This window comes from Thermotalea metallivorans (assembly GCF_001562415.1).
GTDB classification, from domain to species: Bacteria; Bacillota; Clostridia; order Peptostreptococcales; family Thermotaleaceae; genus Thermotalea; species Thermotalea metallivorans.
The window spans coordinates 154093-170092 of the sequence record NZ_LOEE01000019.1 but is presented as its reverse complement, the minus strand read 5'-3'; the positions used below and the strand labels follow the sequence as shown (position 1 = coordinate 170092).

Here is a 16000-nt window from a genome sequence, read left to right as displayed (position 1 = left end):
CAAGGGGGATATATTATGAGCGAGATAAAAATAGGCAAAAACGCAATTGAGAATTTAACCCGCGGCATGTATGAAGATTCCAGAATAATTTATAGAGAATACATACAAAATGCCGCTGACCAGATTGATTATGCAATAAAACACGCATTATTTGATGAAGATCTGTTTATTGATATTAAGATTGATAAGAATGGTCGAAATATAACCATAAAAGATAATGCAACTGGAGTTAGGCGGGATATGGTAGAGTCAACCCTAGCATATGTTGCCGATTCAGATAAGATAAAAGGTGAAGCTAAAGGTTTCCGAGGTATTGGTCGTTTGGGAGGCTTGGCTTATTGTGAAAAACTGCGCTTCATAACTACGGCCAAAGGTGAAAAACAAAAAACAATTATGACCTGGGATGCAAAGGCTTTGAGTAAGATGCTTGATGATGAAACTGTTAGGGATGCTGCTGGTACGATTCTTCAGAAAATAATTTCATACGAATATGAAGAATGCCCTATAGATGATCATTATTTTATTGTCGAGATGCTTGGTATCACAAACGAAAATGTTGACCTGCTGGATACTGAAAAGGTTAAAGAGTACATTGCTCTTAACGCACCTGTGCCTTATGACAGCAAATTCTACTATAAGCAGAAAATATATGAATATCTTAAGAAAAAGGGGTTTCCGAAAAACGAATACAAAATATTCGTGGATGGCGAAGATATCCAAAAACTATATACAACAACTCTTTTTGAGAGAAACCCTGCAGGACAGCGTCGGAAATATGACGATGTGTATGATATCAAAATTCAGGAGTTTTACAACGATAATGGAGAGTTACTTGCATGGATGTGGTATGGAATCAGCCGTTTTGAAAAACAAATTCCGTACCCGCTAAATGAGACGGCTGGCATAAGACTGCGTCAATCAAATATCCAAATTGGTAATGAACGCACATTAGCCCCCCTTTTCAAGGAAGCAAGAGGCAATCTGTATTTTATTGGTGAAGTCCATGCTGTACATAAGGGCTTGACCCCAAATGCGCGAAGAGATTACTTTAACGAAAACAGTGTGAGGAACGAATTTGAAGCACAGCTTAAATATTTCTTTCATTCAACGCTTCACCCGTTATATATTGACGCAAATCGTGCTAAAAATGCTTACAAAAAAGAGATTGCTCTTTATAAAAAAGAAGATGAATATTCTAAAAAGAAAGGTCGCTTTATAAGTGACCGAGAAAAGCAAAAGATCGAGCATGAAATTGAAGTTGCAAAAACGGAGGATGAAAAAGCGAAAAGAGAACTTACACGACTAAAGACTAAAGCCGAGAGTGATGAAGTTTTTCGTGTTGTCCTTATGCATATTGAGGATAACCATAAAAAGTCTTTAAAAAATGCCGGATTTTCAAAACCAAATCCAAAGGCATTGACATCACCTATTCCCGAAGAACATCCGCAGAAAAAGAAAAAAGGATATCTTGTTGATGAGCTTTCAAATTTGCCGGACAAACAGAGGAAATTGGTATCACGCATATATGATATTATTGCACGGAATCTGCCTCCTGAACAAAGCGAGGAACTGATCAACAAGATACAGGAGGAACTGAAGAATGGCAAGAAAAATTCTCTTAATTGAACCAAATTATAAGAATAAGTACCCTCCTATAGGTCTTATGAAAATTGCTACTTATCACAAGATGCTCGGTGACGAGGTACGATTTTTCAAGGGAGAGTTTACGGACTTTATTCTGGAACAAATATATGAAGAATTGCTGGAAAAACTATCTGCCAACGATGACTCTGTTGAATGGGCAGAACACCGGGCAGACATTATTCAGTATATTAAAAAAGGTCTATCTACAAAGTATTCTGAACTGACAGCTTTGAGTAGAAGTCAGTTAGTAGGCGAAAACCTGAAGTACTATAGGCGATATTTTAATAAAAAGGAATATTTGGATGATCCTAAATGGGACAGAGTATACATTACTACTTTGTTCACATTTTATTGGGAACAAACCATCGATACAATAAACTCTTTTAAACGAATATGCAAAAATATTAGCGAAGTTAAGATCGGAGGTGTTGCTGCAACACTTCTCCCTGATGAGATCGAAAAAGAAACTGGCATTCGTCCTCATATTGGCCTTTTAGACAAAGGCGGTGAGTATGATGATAATGATATTATTATTGATCATCTTCCGTTGGATTACTCAATTTTAAATGAGATAAATTATGTTTATCCCGAGAATGACGGTTATTACGCATACATGACTCGTGGCTGTGTAAACAGTTGTCCTTTCTGTGCTGTTCCACAGCTTGAACCGGAATATAACTGTTATGTCAGTATCAAAGAGCAAATAAAGTATATTTCAGAAAACTTTGGTGAAAAGCGTAATCTGCTTTTGCTTGATAATAATGTATTAGCCTCCGAACGTTTTGATGACATAATAGATGAAATCAAAGAGTGTGGATTTTATAAAGGTGCGACATACATTGAGCCTAATAAATATTCATTGTTAATCCAAGACATGAAAAGATTAAACAACAATTACCGTGGTCATGTAAGAAGCATAGTCAACTTATATAAATGGTTGTATAAAAGAGCAGATGCTCAAACGAAAAGCAGTATTTATTCTGTTCTTTACAAAAATAGATTACTTAGCGTTGATACTGCGAAAAAAGAATCTATATTGGCTGTTGATGAATTTTTTGCACCATTGTTTGAAAAATACAGAAACAAGAGTGTAAAGGCACGTTATGTGGATTTCAACCAAGGTCTCGACGCGCGTCTATTAACACCAGAAAAAATGAAAAGATTGACTGAAATACCGATTCAGCCTTTACGAATAGCTTTTGATTCATGGAGTTTAAGAGAAACTTATGAAAAAGCTATACGACTGGCTGCTGCAAACGGTATACGGGATATGTCCAACTATTTACTGTATAATTACAAAGAAAAGCCGGTTGATCTATACCGTCGTTTAAAACTGAACATTGATTTGTGTGAAGAACTAGACGTTAGCATCTATTCGTTTCCAATGAAATATCATCCGATTCAAGATCCAGAATATTTTAGAAATAGAACATATATCGGAAAGCATTGGAACAGAAAATTTATACGGTCAATCCAGGCAATTCTTAATTCTACTAAAGGAAAGGTCGGTAGAGGAAAAACATTCTTTGAAAAAGCATTTGGTCATGATGAGGATGAATATGAAAAGCTTTTATATATGCCAGAAGTTATGATTATTTATCGTTTTTACTATGAAGAAAATGGTATGACTGATGCTTGGTGGAATGCATTTTCGTCGCTTGAACCGAAGAAGATGGAATTTATAAAGCCAATTATTCATGGTAATGATTTTAGTGATATCTATTCACTAACTTCGGATAAGGATATTTTAAATGTGTTGGAATACTACACCATTACACGAGATGAAGCCGAAGAAGCAATCAAAACTAAAGATAAATCTGTAAGTTTATAAATTCTCTAAAGTATAAACGCACTATTAAGGAGACATAGGTTTCAAGCCTATGTTCTTTTTTTATTATGTAAAACAAATAAAAGCCGTTTGCTTTATTTCCCAATAGAGCAAGCGGCTTTTTGCGTGAAAGGAGGAATTTCAAGTGTCAAAAGTAATCACTTTAGCGAACCAAAAGGGCGGCACAGGGAAAACAACGACTGCGGTCAATCTCGGCATCGGCCTTGCGGCACAGGGTAATAAGGTACTGCTGGTGGACGCGGACGCGCAGGGAAACCTTACGGATTCATTGGGCTATCAGGAGCCGGACAATCTGCCCGTTTCGCTGGCTACCATCATGACCAAAACCATTATGGAGGAGCCGTATGAGTCTGATGAGGGTATCCTTCACCATGCGGAAGGCGTTGACCTGATGCCGGGCAACATTGAGCTGTCTGCCATTGAGGTATCATTGGTCAACACCATGAGCCGGGAAACGGTACTTCGGTCATATATCAACTCTGTCAAAGACAAATATGATTATGTGCTGATCGACTGTATGCCCTCTCTTGGCATGATGACCATCAATGCCCTTGCCACTGCGGACAGCGTGATTATTCCCGTGCAGGCCCATTACCTGCCCGCCAAAGGAATGACGCAGCTTTTGCAAACCATTGCCCGTGTAAGAAGGCAAATCAATCCCAGGCTGACTATTGACGGTGTTCTGTTAACAATGGTGGATAACCGAACCAACTTTGCAAAGGATATTTCCTTTGTCCTGCGGCGGGACTACGGCGACAAGCTGCGGATTTTTCAAACGGAAATCCCTCTATCCATCCGAGCGGCTGAAACAAGCGCGCAAGGAAAAAGCATCTATGCGTTCGATCCGCACGGAATAGCCGCCAGAGCCTACGAAGCCTTTACAAAGGAGGTGCTGGACATTGGCGAAAAGCAGCACAAGAGACAGCATCAAACTAACCTCAGTAGATGAATTGTTTTCCACGGAGGAAAGCCGCGCCGATAGTCAGCGGGAAAAGGTGCTGGATATTCCCCTGTCGGAAATCAGCGATTTCCCCAATCATCCTTTTAAGGTGAAAGCGGATGAAGCCATGTTGGAAATGGCCGACAGCGTAAAGCAGTACGGCGTTTTAGTCCCTGCACTTGTGCGTCCCAAACCGGACGGCGGTTATGAAATGGTTGCAGGACACCGCCGTAAAAAAGCAAGTGAGCTTGCAGGCAAAGAAACCATGCCCTGCATTGTCCGTGAACTGGACGATGATGAGGCCACAATCATCATGGTTGACAGCAATCTGCAACGTGAAAGTATTCTGCCGAGCGAAAAAGCCTTTGCCTATAAGATGAAGCTCGAAGCTATGAACAGGCAAGGACAGCGGACGGATTTAACTTGTTCCCAAGTTGGGAACAAGTTGGACGGTAAAAAATCAAGTGAGATTTTAGCAGAGCAAATGGGAGAAAGCAAAAATCAGATATTCCGATATATCCGCTTAACCGAACTCATACCGCCTATTCTTGAGATGGTGGACGAAAAGCAGATTGCTTTTAATCCTGCGGTGGAAATCTCATACTTAGCCGAAAAGGAACAGCAGGACCTATACAATACCATGCAGTCGGAGGACTGCACCCCGTCTTTAGCACAGGCGCAGAGGATGAAAAAGCTCAGTCAGGACGGCAGACTGAATGTGGATGTCATCTTTTCCATTCTCACGGAAGAAAAACCAAACCAAAAAGAAAAATTCCAAATCCGGCGTGATCGCATCGACCGCTTTTTTCCCAAGAACTTCACCGAAAAGCAAAAAGAGGATTTGATTGTCCAATTGCTTGAAAGCTGGTACAGGAAGCGGCAAAAAGAGCAAGAACGATAAAAAGGATGCGACGACACTGTATGCTAAGTAAGCTTTCAAATGAATGAGAGCTTTTTTTATGCCCTTTTTTAAGGAGGTGCTTCCATGTACTTTACGGAAGGGCGGCTGCGCACATACGAGCGCATGATGCAGGAAAAGCCGAAGCATGACCGCGAGCCTGTTAAACCAGTGAGAGAGGATGATTGTGCGCAATGTCGGTACTTTGACAAGCATAGTGGAAAATGCAGCAAAGAAAAGTGTGTCATCCCTGATGATTAACGAGGTGATTTTACACCAAGGGGGTAGTCTGTCCATTTGCCTGCAGGCGTTGCACAGCGGCTTTGCGGTTTCCCCCTCCCCACACCCCTCCCCTGAAAATTTACCGGCCGAAAAAGAAATATTTCTGCCTTTCGGCAGGTAATACCGCAAAATTCATGTAGAAAGGAGCTCTTTATGAAACAGACAGCCCAAAAGAAACCGAAAGTCTTTCGTACCCTGATCCGGCGAATCCATATCAGCCGTAAAACAGCAAGGGATGAAAGCAATGGGCCTGCCGCAGGGAGAAAGAACGAAAAGCAGGAAACCCACCCGCCTTTCTTTTTCGGTCCGTAATGATGCTCTTTGTGAAAACACAGGGAGCTTTTTTAATTCATCACAACGGAAGGAGGCATAGAACAGTTTGAAAATATTGAAAAACCGGATATTTCTAAGCGCCCTCTGCATCATTGCTGCAGCAGTCGTTTCCTTTGTGCTTCTGCCAAGGTTTTACGAGAACAAGGACGCAACCGTCATGGTGCTGCGGGCAGCAGAGGACATCCCCGCGGGAACCAGGATAGAGGATAAACAGCTTGCCGAGGTGGAAGTTGGAAAGCTGGGCCTGCCGGAAGGTGTCATCAACGACAAGACCCAAATTGTCGGGAAAATCGCGCAGACCGACATTTCCAGGGGGGATTATTTCTTTTCCAAGAAGCTCGGAAATTTTGTTGCAGATGAAATTCTGGACCGCATCGCCAGGAATAATCAGCGCCTTGTTACCGTGAGCGTTTTGAGCATTGCAGCGGGGCTTTCCTCCCATCTGCAAAGCGGGGACATTGTGACGGTATCCGTGTTTATGCAGAAGGCATCCAACGGCCAGGACGCTTCCCCGCAGGTTATTATTTATCCCGAATTAAAGGAGCTGGAGGTTTACAGCGTAGAAAATGCCCGCACACAGAGCACTGCTGAAATGCGGAAACAGCAAAAGGAAAGTCAATCTTCCTCCAGTGACCCCGTTCCCAGGGCTGTAACCCTGGTTGCTACCGAAGCACAGGCAGAAAAGCTAATCGAAGCCGAATACACTGGCAAGCTGCACCTGATCTTTGAGAAAAGGGGTGTAAGCCGTGAGCGGTAGAATCATAGCTGTATGGGGCGGCAGCAACAGCGGGAAAACCACCTTTGCGGTGAATCTGGCCTGCGCCCTGTCCACAAGCGACCGCCTGGTGGGCCTCATATCCTCCAACCTGACCCACGGGGACCTGCAAGTCTTTTTCGGCCAGAGCGTTCCTCCCCAAAAGGGCCTGTTTCACGCCCTGAATGAGGATAATCCCAACATCGGAGAAAAATTTACGGAATATGCGGAAAGCAAAAACTTGTTTTTCCTGTCCGCACCCACCCATTATACCGGTCTTCTCTGCGATACGGTGACTCTCCGGGAAGCGGAACGGATGATGAATGCCGCAGCTTTTGTTTTCGACATTCTCATCGTGGATGGAGCCGCGGAGGCGACCAATCCGATATCCGGCGTCGGCCTCTGGCTGGCTGACAGGATATATACCCTGCATAAGCCGTCCATAGCGGCGCAAATGTGGCATGAAGGCGTTTCGGATTTTGTGCGGGAGCTGCATATTGCGGAGAAGCAGATTCATATCCTGCAGCTTCCCAACGGCGAGTTTGACGACAAGACCTATCGGAGCATGATGGGACTTCCCTTTGCCTATGATCTGCCCTATGTAAAACGGGCGGGCGAGCTGGAAAATGCCGGAACGCCAATTTATTTCTTTCACGACAGAACCTGCAGGCGCTACGGCAAGGTATTGGAGCAAATAGCAAAGGGGATCTGCGGAGGTGAAGCATCGTGAACAACAGGTTTTCTGTTAATGAGTTGATATACCGGGCCAACAAGCGGCGTTCCGATAGCGGAGAAAGCAACCTGGAAGCCCAGGACTACGGCGAAATACTGGATAAGCTGCAACGGATCATCGCAAAAAACCACTCCGCGGAACTGGCACAGGTGCTGTATTCGGAGGAAGCGGAGGGAAAGCTCAAGGACCTGATCATGCGCTACCTGAACAGCGAGCATATGGTAGCAAAGGGCATCCAAAACATCTCCGAGCTGGTGGATATGATCTACGACGATATGGCCGGCCTGGGACTTTTATCCCCCTACCTCCAGGACAGTGACGTGGAGGAAATCAATGTTAACGGTTATAACGGCATCTGGGTGCTGTACAAGGACAAAAAGGTGAGGCTGTCAAACACCTTCGGCAGCTCGGAGGCTTGCGCCAACATCACCAAGAAAATGAGCCGCTTCGGGAATGTCATTCTGGACGGCTCCAAGCCCATTGGGGATAGCTTTATTGCGCGGGGCATCCGCATGTCGGGAGCCATTGAACCATGCGTCGACCCTGATGCCGGGGCCATCGCTTCGGTCAGAAAGCAGAAGCCCTCCTACATCACCAGGGAAAACCTCATCGGATGGGATACGGCCACGGCGGAGGAACTGGACTTTCTCACCCTCTGCGTCAACAATGGCGTATCGGTGGCCATTGCCGGAGCCACCGGCAGCGGAAAAACCTCCGACATGGGATACATTTTAAGCTGCGTATCCCGGGACAAGCGCATCGTCACCATTGAGGACACCCGCGAATTGTCACTGGCACAGTTCGACGAAAACGGCGTTATGGTCAACGACGTGATCCACCTTCTCACAAAAGAAGAACCCAACCCCGTCACCATGCTGGATTTGTTGAAGCTCTCCCTGCGGCTTCATCCCACCGTCCTTGTTCCCGCCGAAATGCGCGGCAAAGAAGCGCTGACGGTGCAGGAGGCCGGACGGACGGGGCACACCATCGTCAGCACGCTGCACGCCAACAGCGCCAGATCCGCTTATGACAGAATCCTGACCATGTGCCTGGAAGCAGGGACTTCCCTGTCGGAGGAAAGGCTCCTGAAAAACATCGTAGAAGCCTTTCCCATCATGCTTTTCAAAATGCAGCTTCCCGACAAGTCCCGCAAGTACATGGAAATCTTTGAAGCCACCGGGGTAAAGGACGGCGAAGTCATCGGCAATACCCTTTTCAAATATGAGGTTGACCATTATAAGAGGGATGAGGCCGGAAGGATTGCAAAGGTCGTGGGAAGCCATCGGCGTGTGGGAAACATCTCCCCCGCCCTTGCCGAGCGGCTGCTGGTCAATGGCGTTGAACTGACAGAGATCCGCCGTTTTGCGGGCAGCGGATACAGGCCGGAAGGAGGTTGGAAATGAACATTCAAATATCCCTTATCCTTGTATTCGCTCTCATCAGCCTGTCGCTTTTCCTACTGTTGGGACTAAACCCCTTTGCGACGGAGCAAAACCCGCTGAAAAAGCGCCGCCTGCATCTGACGGGGACAAAGCTGAAAATTACCGAGCGGATCGCCATCCGGTTTCAAACCCTGTTCCGGCAGACCGGATGCACGCAGAAGAAATACCTTGTTATGACGGGCACATCAGCGGCAGGCGGATTTCTGGCAGGGCTTATGCTGTTTAACAGTGCCGAACTGGCGGCAGTCGTGTCGGTATGCCTGACCCCCGCCCCATTCTTCTACCTGACCGTAAAAAGCGCCACAGCCGCGCGGGAGGAAATCGAGGGGCTGGAAAACACCATGTCCATCATCGCCAATGCCTATGCAGGGTGCGACGACATCATCAAAGCCGTGGAAACCTATGTGGAGGAAAAAAACCGGTACATTCCGGTTCATCTGAGAACCCCTACGCCCTTTGACGAATTTGTATCGGAAATACGTCTCATCAACCCCAATGTGGAGCACGGACTGTACCGCCTGTCGGCAAAGATAAAAAACCGGTATTTTGCCGAGTGGGTGAAAATGCTCATCCTATGCTACCACGACCGGCGGCTGAAATTCGCTTTGTTTCCCATTATCAAAGCCATGAACGATGCAAAGTCCATGCAGATTGAAAGCGACGGCATGATGGTCCGGGTCTGGCGGGATTACCTGCTGACGGCGGGGCTGATGTTTTCCGTCATTCCCATGATGCGCTTTTCCAACGCCGAATGGTTTTCCATTCTGACACAAACCACCATCGGGAAGCTCTTGATCGTCATTATGCTGCTGACCGCCCTTGCCACGGCATTTTATGTGATGAAGATTACCAAACCCGTTAACAGATAGGAGGTTCCAATTTGTTTTATCAGATCATTGTCTTTGTCCTGCTGACTGCGGCAGGGTTTTTAATTTGCAGGCAACTGCTTAAAATCCCGAAGCTGAGCATGAAGAAAAATATCAAAAACCTGCAGACGGAAAAGGAGAAAGCAGGCGAAAAAATCTTAAACTGCTTTGTCATGCCCCTTGTCAAGCCGGTATCCCGCTGGATCAGGCTTGACCCGGCAAAGGAAGCGAAGCTGGCATCCATGATAAGGCGCGGAGGGCTTGACCTCACACCAAGGGAATATCAAGCCAGGGCGCTCATCTGCGCCGCCTTCACCCTGCTGCTCCTGGTTCCGCTTTTGGCAATCGGGGCAACAAACATCGCACCCGTCATTCTCATTTTTTCCATTGTGGTCTATTTCCATTTTACGACCGACTTCAAGGATAAATTAAAAACGAAAAAGGCCTTCATAGAAGCGGAGCTTCCAGGCTTTGTCCGTTCCATCCTATATAAGCTGGACGATATCCGGGAAGGCAGCCCAAAAACCATCGTGCAGGTGGACTTGATCCAAATATTCGAGGATTACCTAATGGTTGCAAGCGATGTGTTCCGCTACGATGTCGCGGTTTTGGTCATGGAGATGAAGGCCAAGGATATTGAAACCGCCCTTCGGAATTTCAATGAACGCATCGGCCTTACGGAGGTGTCCTTTTTAGTCAATGCCCTTATCGGATTATATCGGGGCGAGCATCAAGGAGAAGCATTGGCATACCTTGCCCGGGATATGGACATCAAGGCAAAGGAAGCCTTAAAGAAAAAACTAAATAAGCTGCCCCGCAAGGTTAAAATCGCATCCATCCCTTTGGTGGCCGTAACCCTGGCCACCCTGCTCTACGTCATCGGCTCCCACCTGATACGGTCCATGGGGGGCCTTTTTTAATGCCAAAAGGCGATAAGCATCGAATTACTGCGTTGCACTGCGGTCGGAAAGTCCTCACATACAGGAAGTATGCTCCGGGCTTTCCGCCTTGTGTGCCTTGTACTTTTCGCTTCTGGCCTTTTGGCCGGCAATTAACGTGAAAACGGGGCAACCCTTTTCAAATACAATTTTCAGGAGGTATTACCATGCAAAACAGAACAACCGCAATCCAAATCACCGGAGAAAGGAGAGAAAATTCCATGAAGAAAAGAATCGCAAATGCGCTTTCAAGCGCCAGAGGACTTCTTAACAGCAAGTCCGGCGACCAGATGACTGGCTGGCTCATTGTCGTGCTGGTTGTCGTAGTGGTGGGAGCTGTGTTCATGACACTGTACCAGGGTTCCATCACCAGCATCTGGAACAGCATTGTCACCAAAATCACCAGCCTTTTGAGCTAACAATTCTTGCAGCCGAAAAGGCTATGGCAACAAGGGGGAGAGTCGTTCTCCCCTTTTCACTTTGAACCAAAAATCTAAAAAATCACATGGAGGTATTTGTTATGATGACTGCTTTAAAAAACAAAATGCAGAGGATGGGACTGAAAGCAAGAAAGATTCTTGCAAGCAAATCCGGCGACCAGATGACCGGCTGGCTTATCGTCGTCCTGATCGTTGTAGTTGTGGGTGCAGTATTTATGACGCTGTATCAGGATTCAATCACCACTATCTGGAACAACATCGTCACAAAGATTACCGGCTTGCTAAGCTGATGGAATCCGTGCCGGATATATCTGCTCACGTGGGAGGTGCAAGCAGATGAACAGAAAGCACCGGGGCATATGGGGGAGAAATTCTCCCCCTCCGCCTTTCAAAAAGCTGCTTTTTAATCGGAGGGGCAGCGCCTATTACGAACTGATTATCAAGACGCTGGTGGTGATTACGCTCATGGCCACGGTGATGTCCTTTTTGAGCATATTCACAGCTTATTTGAATCTGAACCATATGTGCCGCCGTGTTGTCCGGGTGGTTGAGCTGGAGGGACAGGTATCGGACAACGCATACGACGTTTTTTACCGGCTGAAGGAGCAGACCGGCCTGTCGCCGGAAATGACCGTTGAGAATGTCCAATACTGCGACGGAAGACAAAAAATCCAACTGCGGGATACCTTTACGGTGACGATGACAGACAGCTATGCCTTTACCCTTTTCAAGCCGTCCTTTGCGCCGCCTGTCCAGATCAATATCCCCATGAAGGTGAGCATCACCGGCATGTCGGAAAAGTACTGGAAGCTGCCGGAATGAAGATGCCGGAAAGGAGGGGAAACCTGTGGGCAATTTCAAACGCATTATGAACAACCGTAGGGGCGACGCTTTTGTGTTTATTCTCATCCTCGTCTTTTTCATCCTCACCCTTGCCGCCATCCTGATCGAGTATTTCCGCATGGAAAGCCTTTACCAGCAGGTGGAATACGTTCTCCAGCGCGGGGTAAACGACTCTGTGGAATACGCCATGCTGGACGAATACCGCAGGGACGGCTATTCGCGGATGGACAGCGCCCTTGCGGAGGAAACACTGTACGAATATTTGCACGAAAGCATGGGGCTGGATTCGGGGTTAAACAAATATGCCGGCAATCAATGGGTTTATAAGCTTGAAATTGAAAGCCTGAATACCACCGACGAACCGCCCCGGCTGACACTGAAAGGGACTCTGAAAACCCGCAGCATTTTCAGCTTCCTGACCGGCGAGGTGCGGCTTCCCTTCACTATATCCAGCGTCAACAACAGAATTGAGGAAGGAGGTTCCGAATGAAACGAAAGTATATTTTAGCCATGCCGCTTGTATTTGTTTGCTGCCTGCTCTTTTCCGCCAAGGCGTTTGCCGCATCGGGCAGCGACATTGAAATCAATGTCACCTCTCCCATCGACAGCCTGCAAACCGAAAGCGGTGTGGTAGCCGTAGAGCATTTTCCGGCAGAAATCCCTATCCGTGTCACGGCTAAAACCGGGACGCTCACAGATATTCAACTGGAGTATGGCGGCCAAAGCCAAGCGATAACTCCGGACTATACGCTGACGATTGAAAACAAGGAGGCTTGCGGCCCCTATACCATCACAGCTAAAACAGATCAAGGTGCTGTCCTCACCGTCACGGCCAATGTGGTATTTCAAGTCAAAGCCATTTATGACACCCGCTACCGCACCATCGGCATGAACGTGAAGGAAATCTATGAGGGTGAAACACTGTTGAAATCTTTCCCGGAACCGCAGCGCATCGACCTTGTTAACGCCAATACCGTTGCCGGCCATGAACAGGAACGGATTGCCGGTTGGATCGGAAAACACGACGGAGGCACTTACACTCTAAAGGGCAGCCTGGTGGTTGAAATTTACGGTTTTTCTTCCGGCAAGCTCTATGGAACCTATGATACGAATACGGATTTTGAACCGTTGACTACCAGCTATGGCTGGACGGAGAAAGCCCTCATTGCCTTTGAAACCATGCGGAACACAGAAATAACCTATCAAGCACCCGTCAAGATTGATGTGGACGCAACCTGGTACGATGAAAGCAAGCAGGAGGTTTATGGGAAGCTCACGGCCCAGGACAAGGGAGTGCCGGAGCTGCTCTATCCTTATCAAACCACATCCGTTACTTTTACGAAAGACGATATCAGGCTGTCCCGAAATTTCATCTACTGCGGCCTGGAATGGGACTACACGCCGGAGAGCGCCGAATATACCGATGGAGAAAGTAAAACCCAAACCAGCATCACGCAAAAAATAAATTATACAATACCGATGACAGACTTCTATTTCAAGTTCAAGGCTTGTGATGGAAACGACCTGTCGGTTGCCATCCGTGCCCCTGCTACAGTGTACCGTGGGGATAGCTATTCCTTTACCGTAGTTTTTATGAACAGCGGAAATAATCCGGCTTATGACGTACCCCTCAGAGGCACGGTGGACGGCCTTCTGATCAACGAAATCCCTGCCATGCAGGACTTTTCACCCAATGAGAGCAAGACCTGCACCATAAAGCGCACAGCCGATACCAAAGCCGACGTGATACACCTGTGGGCAAACATCGGTGTGCCGGAGGGCTTTATCGACGGCAATCTGTCCAACAATACAGCCATGGCAGACATCAGGGTGGTGGAAAAGCCCGCACCGGAACTGACAAAAACTCCCGAACCCAAAGACAACCCGGATCAGCCGGACGACCCCGATAATCCCCCGGATCAGCCGCCTGACTCACCGAAGCTGTGCGACCTGTCGGCAAGCATTCTTGCGCAGCCCACGGTATATGAGCATGAGAGCTACAGCTTTACCGTGAGCTTTACCAACCAATCCAGTTCGGAACTGAAAAATGTACTCTTGCAGGCAAAAAACAACGAAGCCGCTTTGACGCAAATTCCGAAAACTTGCAGCTTCAAGCCGGGGGAAACGAAATCGTTCACCATTTCAGGCACGGCGGGAAACGCGGGCGAAATATACAACCTGTGGGCCGATATTGCAGCGCCGAAGGGCTTCCGGGATGATAACCCGGTCAACAACACCGCCGTTTCAAAAATCACTGTAGTGAAAAAGCCTTCCGGCAATCCTGACAATCCACCTGATAATCCGCCCGATAATCCCGACAACCCACCGGACAACCCGGACAATCCCGATAACCCGGACAATCCGAACGTGCCTTCAGAAAAACTGTGCGACATATGGGCAAACCTATCCTGCCCGCCCACAGTCTACGAGCAGGAGGAATACAGCTTTACCGTGTACTTTGCCAATTCCACAGACAAACCGCTGTCAGGAGTGAGATTGAACGCTTCTATCGACGGCAAGGCAGTTTCCACAGTGCCATCGACGGCAGATTTTAAAGCCTATGAAACCAAGGCTTATGCTGTCAAAAGCACGGCGGGGAAAAAAGGCACAACCATTCATTTATCGACACAGATATCACCGCCTGCGGATTACAGGGATACCAACACCGGCAACAATCAGGCTACGGCGGAAATCATGGTGACAGAACGTCCCTATGACCTGGATGTACAGCGGATAACGCCCGACCAATACAAGGAAAACCAGACGGTTATCAGCACCGTCAAGGTATCCAATAAAGGGGACCTGGACTTTACGCCGGGACAAAAGGTTTCCGTCCTGTTTGAAATCCCGGAGCTCTCGGTCAAAAAGCGTGTGAATGCCGTGGTCATGGAGCAAGACACCTGGAACGTCGCATCGGTTAAATGGAATACCCCCAATGTCCAGGCCGATAAAAACATCACCCTGGTTGCCACCATCAATCCCGACCAAACTTTGGACAATGAAACCACCGCCGCCAACAACACCTATACCCAAAAAGCAGTCATCAAAAATGTAACCTATGACGAGCCGGAAGAAAGCAGGACCATCCCTGCACCGCCGCAAAGAAGCGATCAGCCCAGGGTGACATGGTGGGAACAGCGTTATGAAAACGGCCGATTTGTATGGCGGCAGTTTTACGCGGAACTGAAAGCCACCGCCGTGCTGGACTATGACACAAAGGCAAAGGGCTATCTTAAATCGGGCTACGGCTTTTCCATCAGCGTCACTGCTACCGTGAACACCAACTATGACAGGCCGGAGCTGATCACCGCCGCGCAGACAGCGGAGGTGTATCTGCCGCAATATCGCTATGAAACAGCCATTCCGTTGATGTCCGACAGTACGAATCATTTTACTTTCCGGGAGAATCCCGCATCCCCGTTCCGGTATAAAAAGCAATACATTCCGGTGTGGTTCCCCGACAACAGGGACTATATCGTACAACTCCTTGTTACCGACGTGCATACTCCCGGAGGCACCCTGTCCAAATGGATAACCGGAGGAGAACTAAAAATATTTGTGGTTGACAGCATGTATTCCGATGATGTCACCACGGGGAACTGAATATGGCTATGCTGCTTTGCGCCGCTCCCCTTGTATGGGCGGCCATCACGGATTTTAGAAAGCGGATCATCCCCGATTGGACGTGGATAGCCATTCTCTTGATCGGCGGTACATCCGCTTTCCTGCTGCCATATCCTACCCTGCTTGAGCGGATTGCGGGATTCTTGCTGCCGGGATTGTGCCTGTTCCTTCTTGCCGTCAAATATGGCGGTGTCGGAGGCGGCGACATCAAACTGACGGCGGCAATGGGCTTTTGTTTCGGCCTGTACTCCCTTGCGGCCATCCTCTTTTTTGCGCTTGTTCCCGCCTGCATCTATGCAAAAGTGACAAAGCAAAAGAGTGTCCCATTGGCCGTGTTTTTGGGCATCGGTTTTTTCACGTATGCCGGTGTTCTTTTTATATATGGACTGATTTGCTGCTGATTAAGTAGCAGGA

General features: G+C 47.4%; 17 protein-coding genes. All 17 read left to right on the top strand.

Features of this window, described 5'->3' with window-relative positions; genetic code table 11:
* Nucleotides 1-15: 15 nt before the first annotated feature.
* The gene (locus tag AN619_RS03410) at nt 16-1626 is read left to right on the top strand and encodes an ATP-binding protein (RefSeq protein WP_068555068.1); all 1611 of its coding nucleotides are present in this window, start codon (nt 16-18) and stop codon (nt 1624-1626) included.
* A complete protein-coding gene (locus AN619_RS03405; protein WP_068555067.1) occupies nt 1601-3475 on the top strand; it encodes a hypothetical protein in 1875 nt (624 codons plus the stop codon). The genes AN619_RS03410 and AN619_RS03405 overlap by 26 nt, the downstream gene beginning before the upstream one ends.
* 142 nt (nt 3476-3617) lie before the next feature.
* Entirely contained in the window at nt 3618-4442 is an 825-nt protein-coding gene (locus AN619_RS03400) for a ParA family protein (RefSeq protein ID WP_068555066.1), read from the top strand.
* Complete coding sequence (locus AN619_RS03395; protein WP_068555065.1) at nt 4393-5334, top strand: ParB/RepB/Spo0J family partition protein; 942 nt, start codon at nt 4393-4395, stop codon at nt 5332-5334. The genes AN619_RS03400 and AN619_RS03395 overlap by 50 nt, the downstream gene beginning before the upstream one ends.
* Before the next feature lie 84 nt (nt 5335-5418).
* The gene (locus tag AN619_RS16115; protein WP_198153225.1) at nt 5419-5592 is read left to right on the top strand and encodes a hypothetical protein; all 174 of its coding nucleotides are present in this window, start codon (nt 5419-5421) and stop codon (nt 5590-5592) included.
* A 174-nt stretch (nt 5593-5766) separates the two neighbouring features.
* On the top strand, nt 5767-5925 hold the full coding sequence (locus AN619_RS15830) for a hypothetical protein (protein WP_157064891.1): 159 nt from the start codon (nt 5767-5769) through the stop codon (nt 5923-5925).
* Between the two features lie 67 nt (nt 5926-5992).
* Complete coding sequence (gene cpaB / locus AN619_RS03390; protein ID WP_068555064.1) at nt 5993-6703, top strand: Flp pilus assembly protein CpaB; 711 nt, start codon at nt 5993-5995, stop codon at nt 6701-6703.
* Entirely contained in the window at nt 6693-7430 is a 738-nt protein-coding gene (locus AN619_RS03385; RefSeq protein WP_068555063.1) for an AAA family ATPase, read from the top strand. The genes cpaB and AN619_RS03385 overlap by 11 nt, the downstream gene beginning before the upstream one ends.
* Complete coding sequence (locus tag AN619_RS03380) at nt 7427-8836, top strand: ATPase, T2SS/T4P/T4SS family (protein ID WP_068555062.1); 1410 nt, start codon at nt 7427-7429, stop codon at nt 8834-8836. The genes AN619_RS03385 and AN619_RS03380 overlap by 4 nt, the downstream gene beginning before the upstream one ends.
* Nucleotides 8833-9744 (top strand): hypothetical protein, encoded by a 912-nt coding sequence (locus AN619_RS03375; protein WP_068555061.1) that lies wholly within the window; start codon nt 8833-8835, stop codon nt 9742-9744. Before AN619_RS03380 ends, AN619_RS03375 begins: the two co-directional genes overlap by 4 nt.
* 11 nt (nt 9745-9755) lie before the next feature.
* Complete coding sequence (locus AN619_RS03370) at nt 9756-10661, top strand: hypothetical protein (protein ID WP_242867301.1); 906 nt, start codon at nt 9756-9758, stop codon at nt 10659-10661.
* A gap of 185 nt (nt 10662-10846) precedes the next feature.
* Nucleotides 10847-11098: a hypothetical protein gene (locus AN619_RS03365; RefSeq protein WP_242867300.1), complete on the top strand. Its 252-nt coding sequence runs from the start codon at nt 10847-10849 to the stop codon at nt 11096-11098.
* 101 nt (nt 11099-11199) lie between these two features.
* Nucleotides 11200-11409 carry a hypothetical protein gene (locus tag AN619_RS03360; protein WP_068555060.1) on the top strand — a complete coding sequence of 70 codons (210 nt, stop codon included), beginning with the start codon at nt 11200-11202 and terminating at the stop codon, nt 11407-11409.
* A 46-nt stretch (nt 11410-11455) separates the two neighbouring features.
* On the top strand, nt 11456-11941 hold the full coding sequence (locus tag AN619_RS03355; RefSeq protein ID WP_068555059.1) for a DUF4320 family protein: 486 nt from the start codon (nt 11456-11458) through the stop codon (nt 11939-11941).
* A 25-nt stretch (nt 11942-11966) separates the two neighbouring features.
* A complete protein-coding gene (locus AN619_RS03350) occupies nt 11967-12452 on the top strand; it encodes a TadE/TadG family type IV pilus assembly protein (protein ID WP_242867299.1) in 486 nt (161 codons plus the stop codon).
* Entirely contained in the window at nt 12449-15565 is a 3117-nt protein-coding gene (locus tag AN619_RS03345) for a hypothetical protein (RefSeq protein WP_068555058.1), read from the top strand. Before AN619_RS03350 ends, AN619_RS03345 begins: the two co-directional genes overlap by 4 nt.
* A 2-nt stretch (nt 15566-15567) precedes the next feature.
* Complete coding sequence (locus AN619_RS03340; protein ID WP_242867298.1) at nt 15568-15987, top strand: prepilin peptidase; 420 nt, start codon at nt 15568-15570, stop codon at nt 15985-15987.
* The last annotated feature ends 13 nt before the right edge of the window (nt 15988-16000 follow it).

Bases quoted from the DNA above. Each gene is read 5' to 3' on its own strand.
- AN619_RS15830 (WP_157064891.1), top strand. From the start codon at position 5,767: ATGAAACAGACAGCCCAAAAGAAACCGAAAGTCTTTCGTACCCTGATC.
- AN619_RS03410 (WP_068555068.1), top strand. From the start codon at position 16: ATGAGCGAGATAAAAATAGGCAAAAACGCAATTGAGAATTTAACCCGC.
- AN619_RS16115 (WP_198153225.1), top strand. From the start codon at position 5,419: ATGTACTTTACGGAAGGGCGGCTGCGCACATACGAGCGCATGATGCAG.
- AN619_RS03365 (WP_242867300.1), top strand. From the start codon at position 10,847: ATGCAAAACAGAACAACCGCAATCCAAATCACCGGAGAAAGGAGAGAA.
- AN619_RS03345 (WP_068555058.1), top strand. From the start codon at position 12,449: ATGAAACGAAAGTATATTTTAGCCATGCCGCTTGTATTTGTTTGCTGC.
- AN619_RS03340 (WP_242867298.1), top strand. From the start codon at position 15,568: ATGGCTATGCTGCTTTGCGCCGCTCCCCTTGTATGGGCGGCCATCACG.
- AN619_RS03360 (WP_068555060.1), top strand. From the start codon at position 11,200: ATGATGACTGCTTTAAAAAACAAAATGCAGAGGATGGGACTGAAAGCA.
- AN619_RS03375 (WP_068555061.1), top strand. From the start codon at position 8,833: ATGAACATTCAAATATCCCTTATCCTTGTATTCGCTCTCATCAGCCTG.
- AN619_RS03405 (WP_068555067.1), top strand. From the start codon at position 1,601: ATGGCAAGAAAAATTCTCTTAATTGAACCAAATTATAAGAATAAGTAC.
- AN619_RS03355 (WP_068555059.1), top strand. From the start codon at position 11,456: ATGAACAGAAAGCACCGGGGCATATGGGGGAGAAATTCTCCCCCTCCG.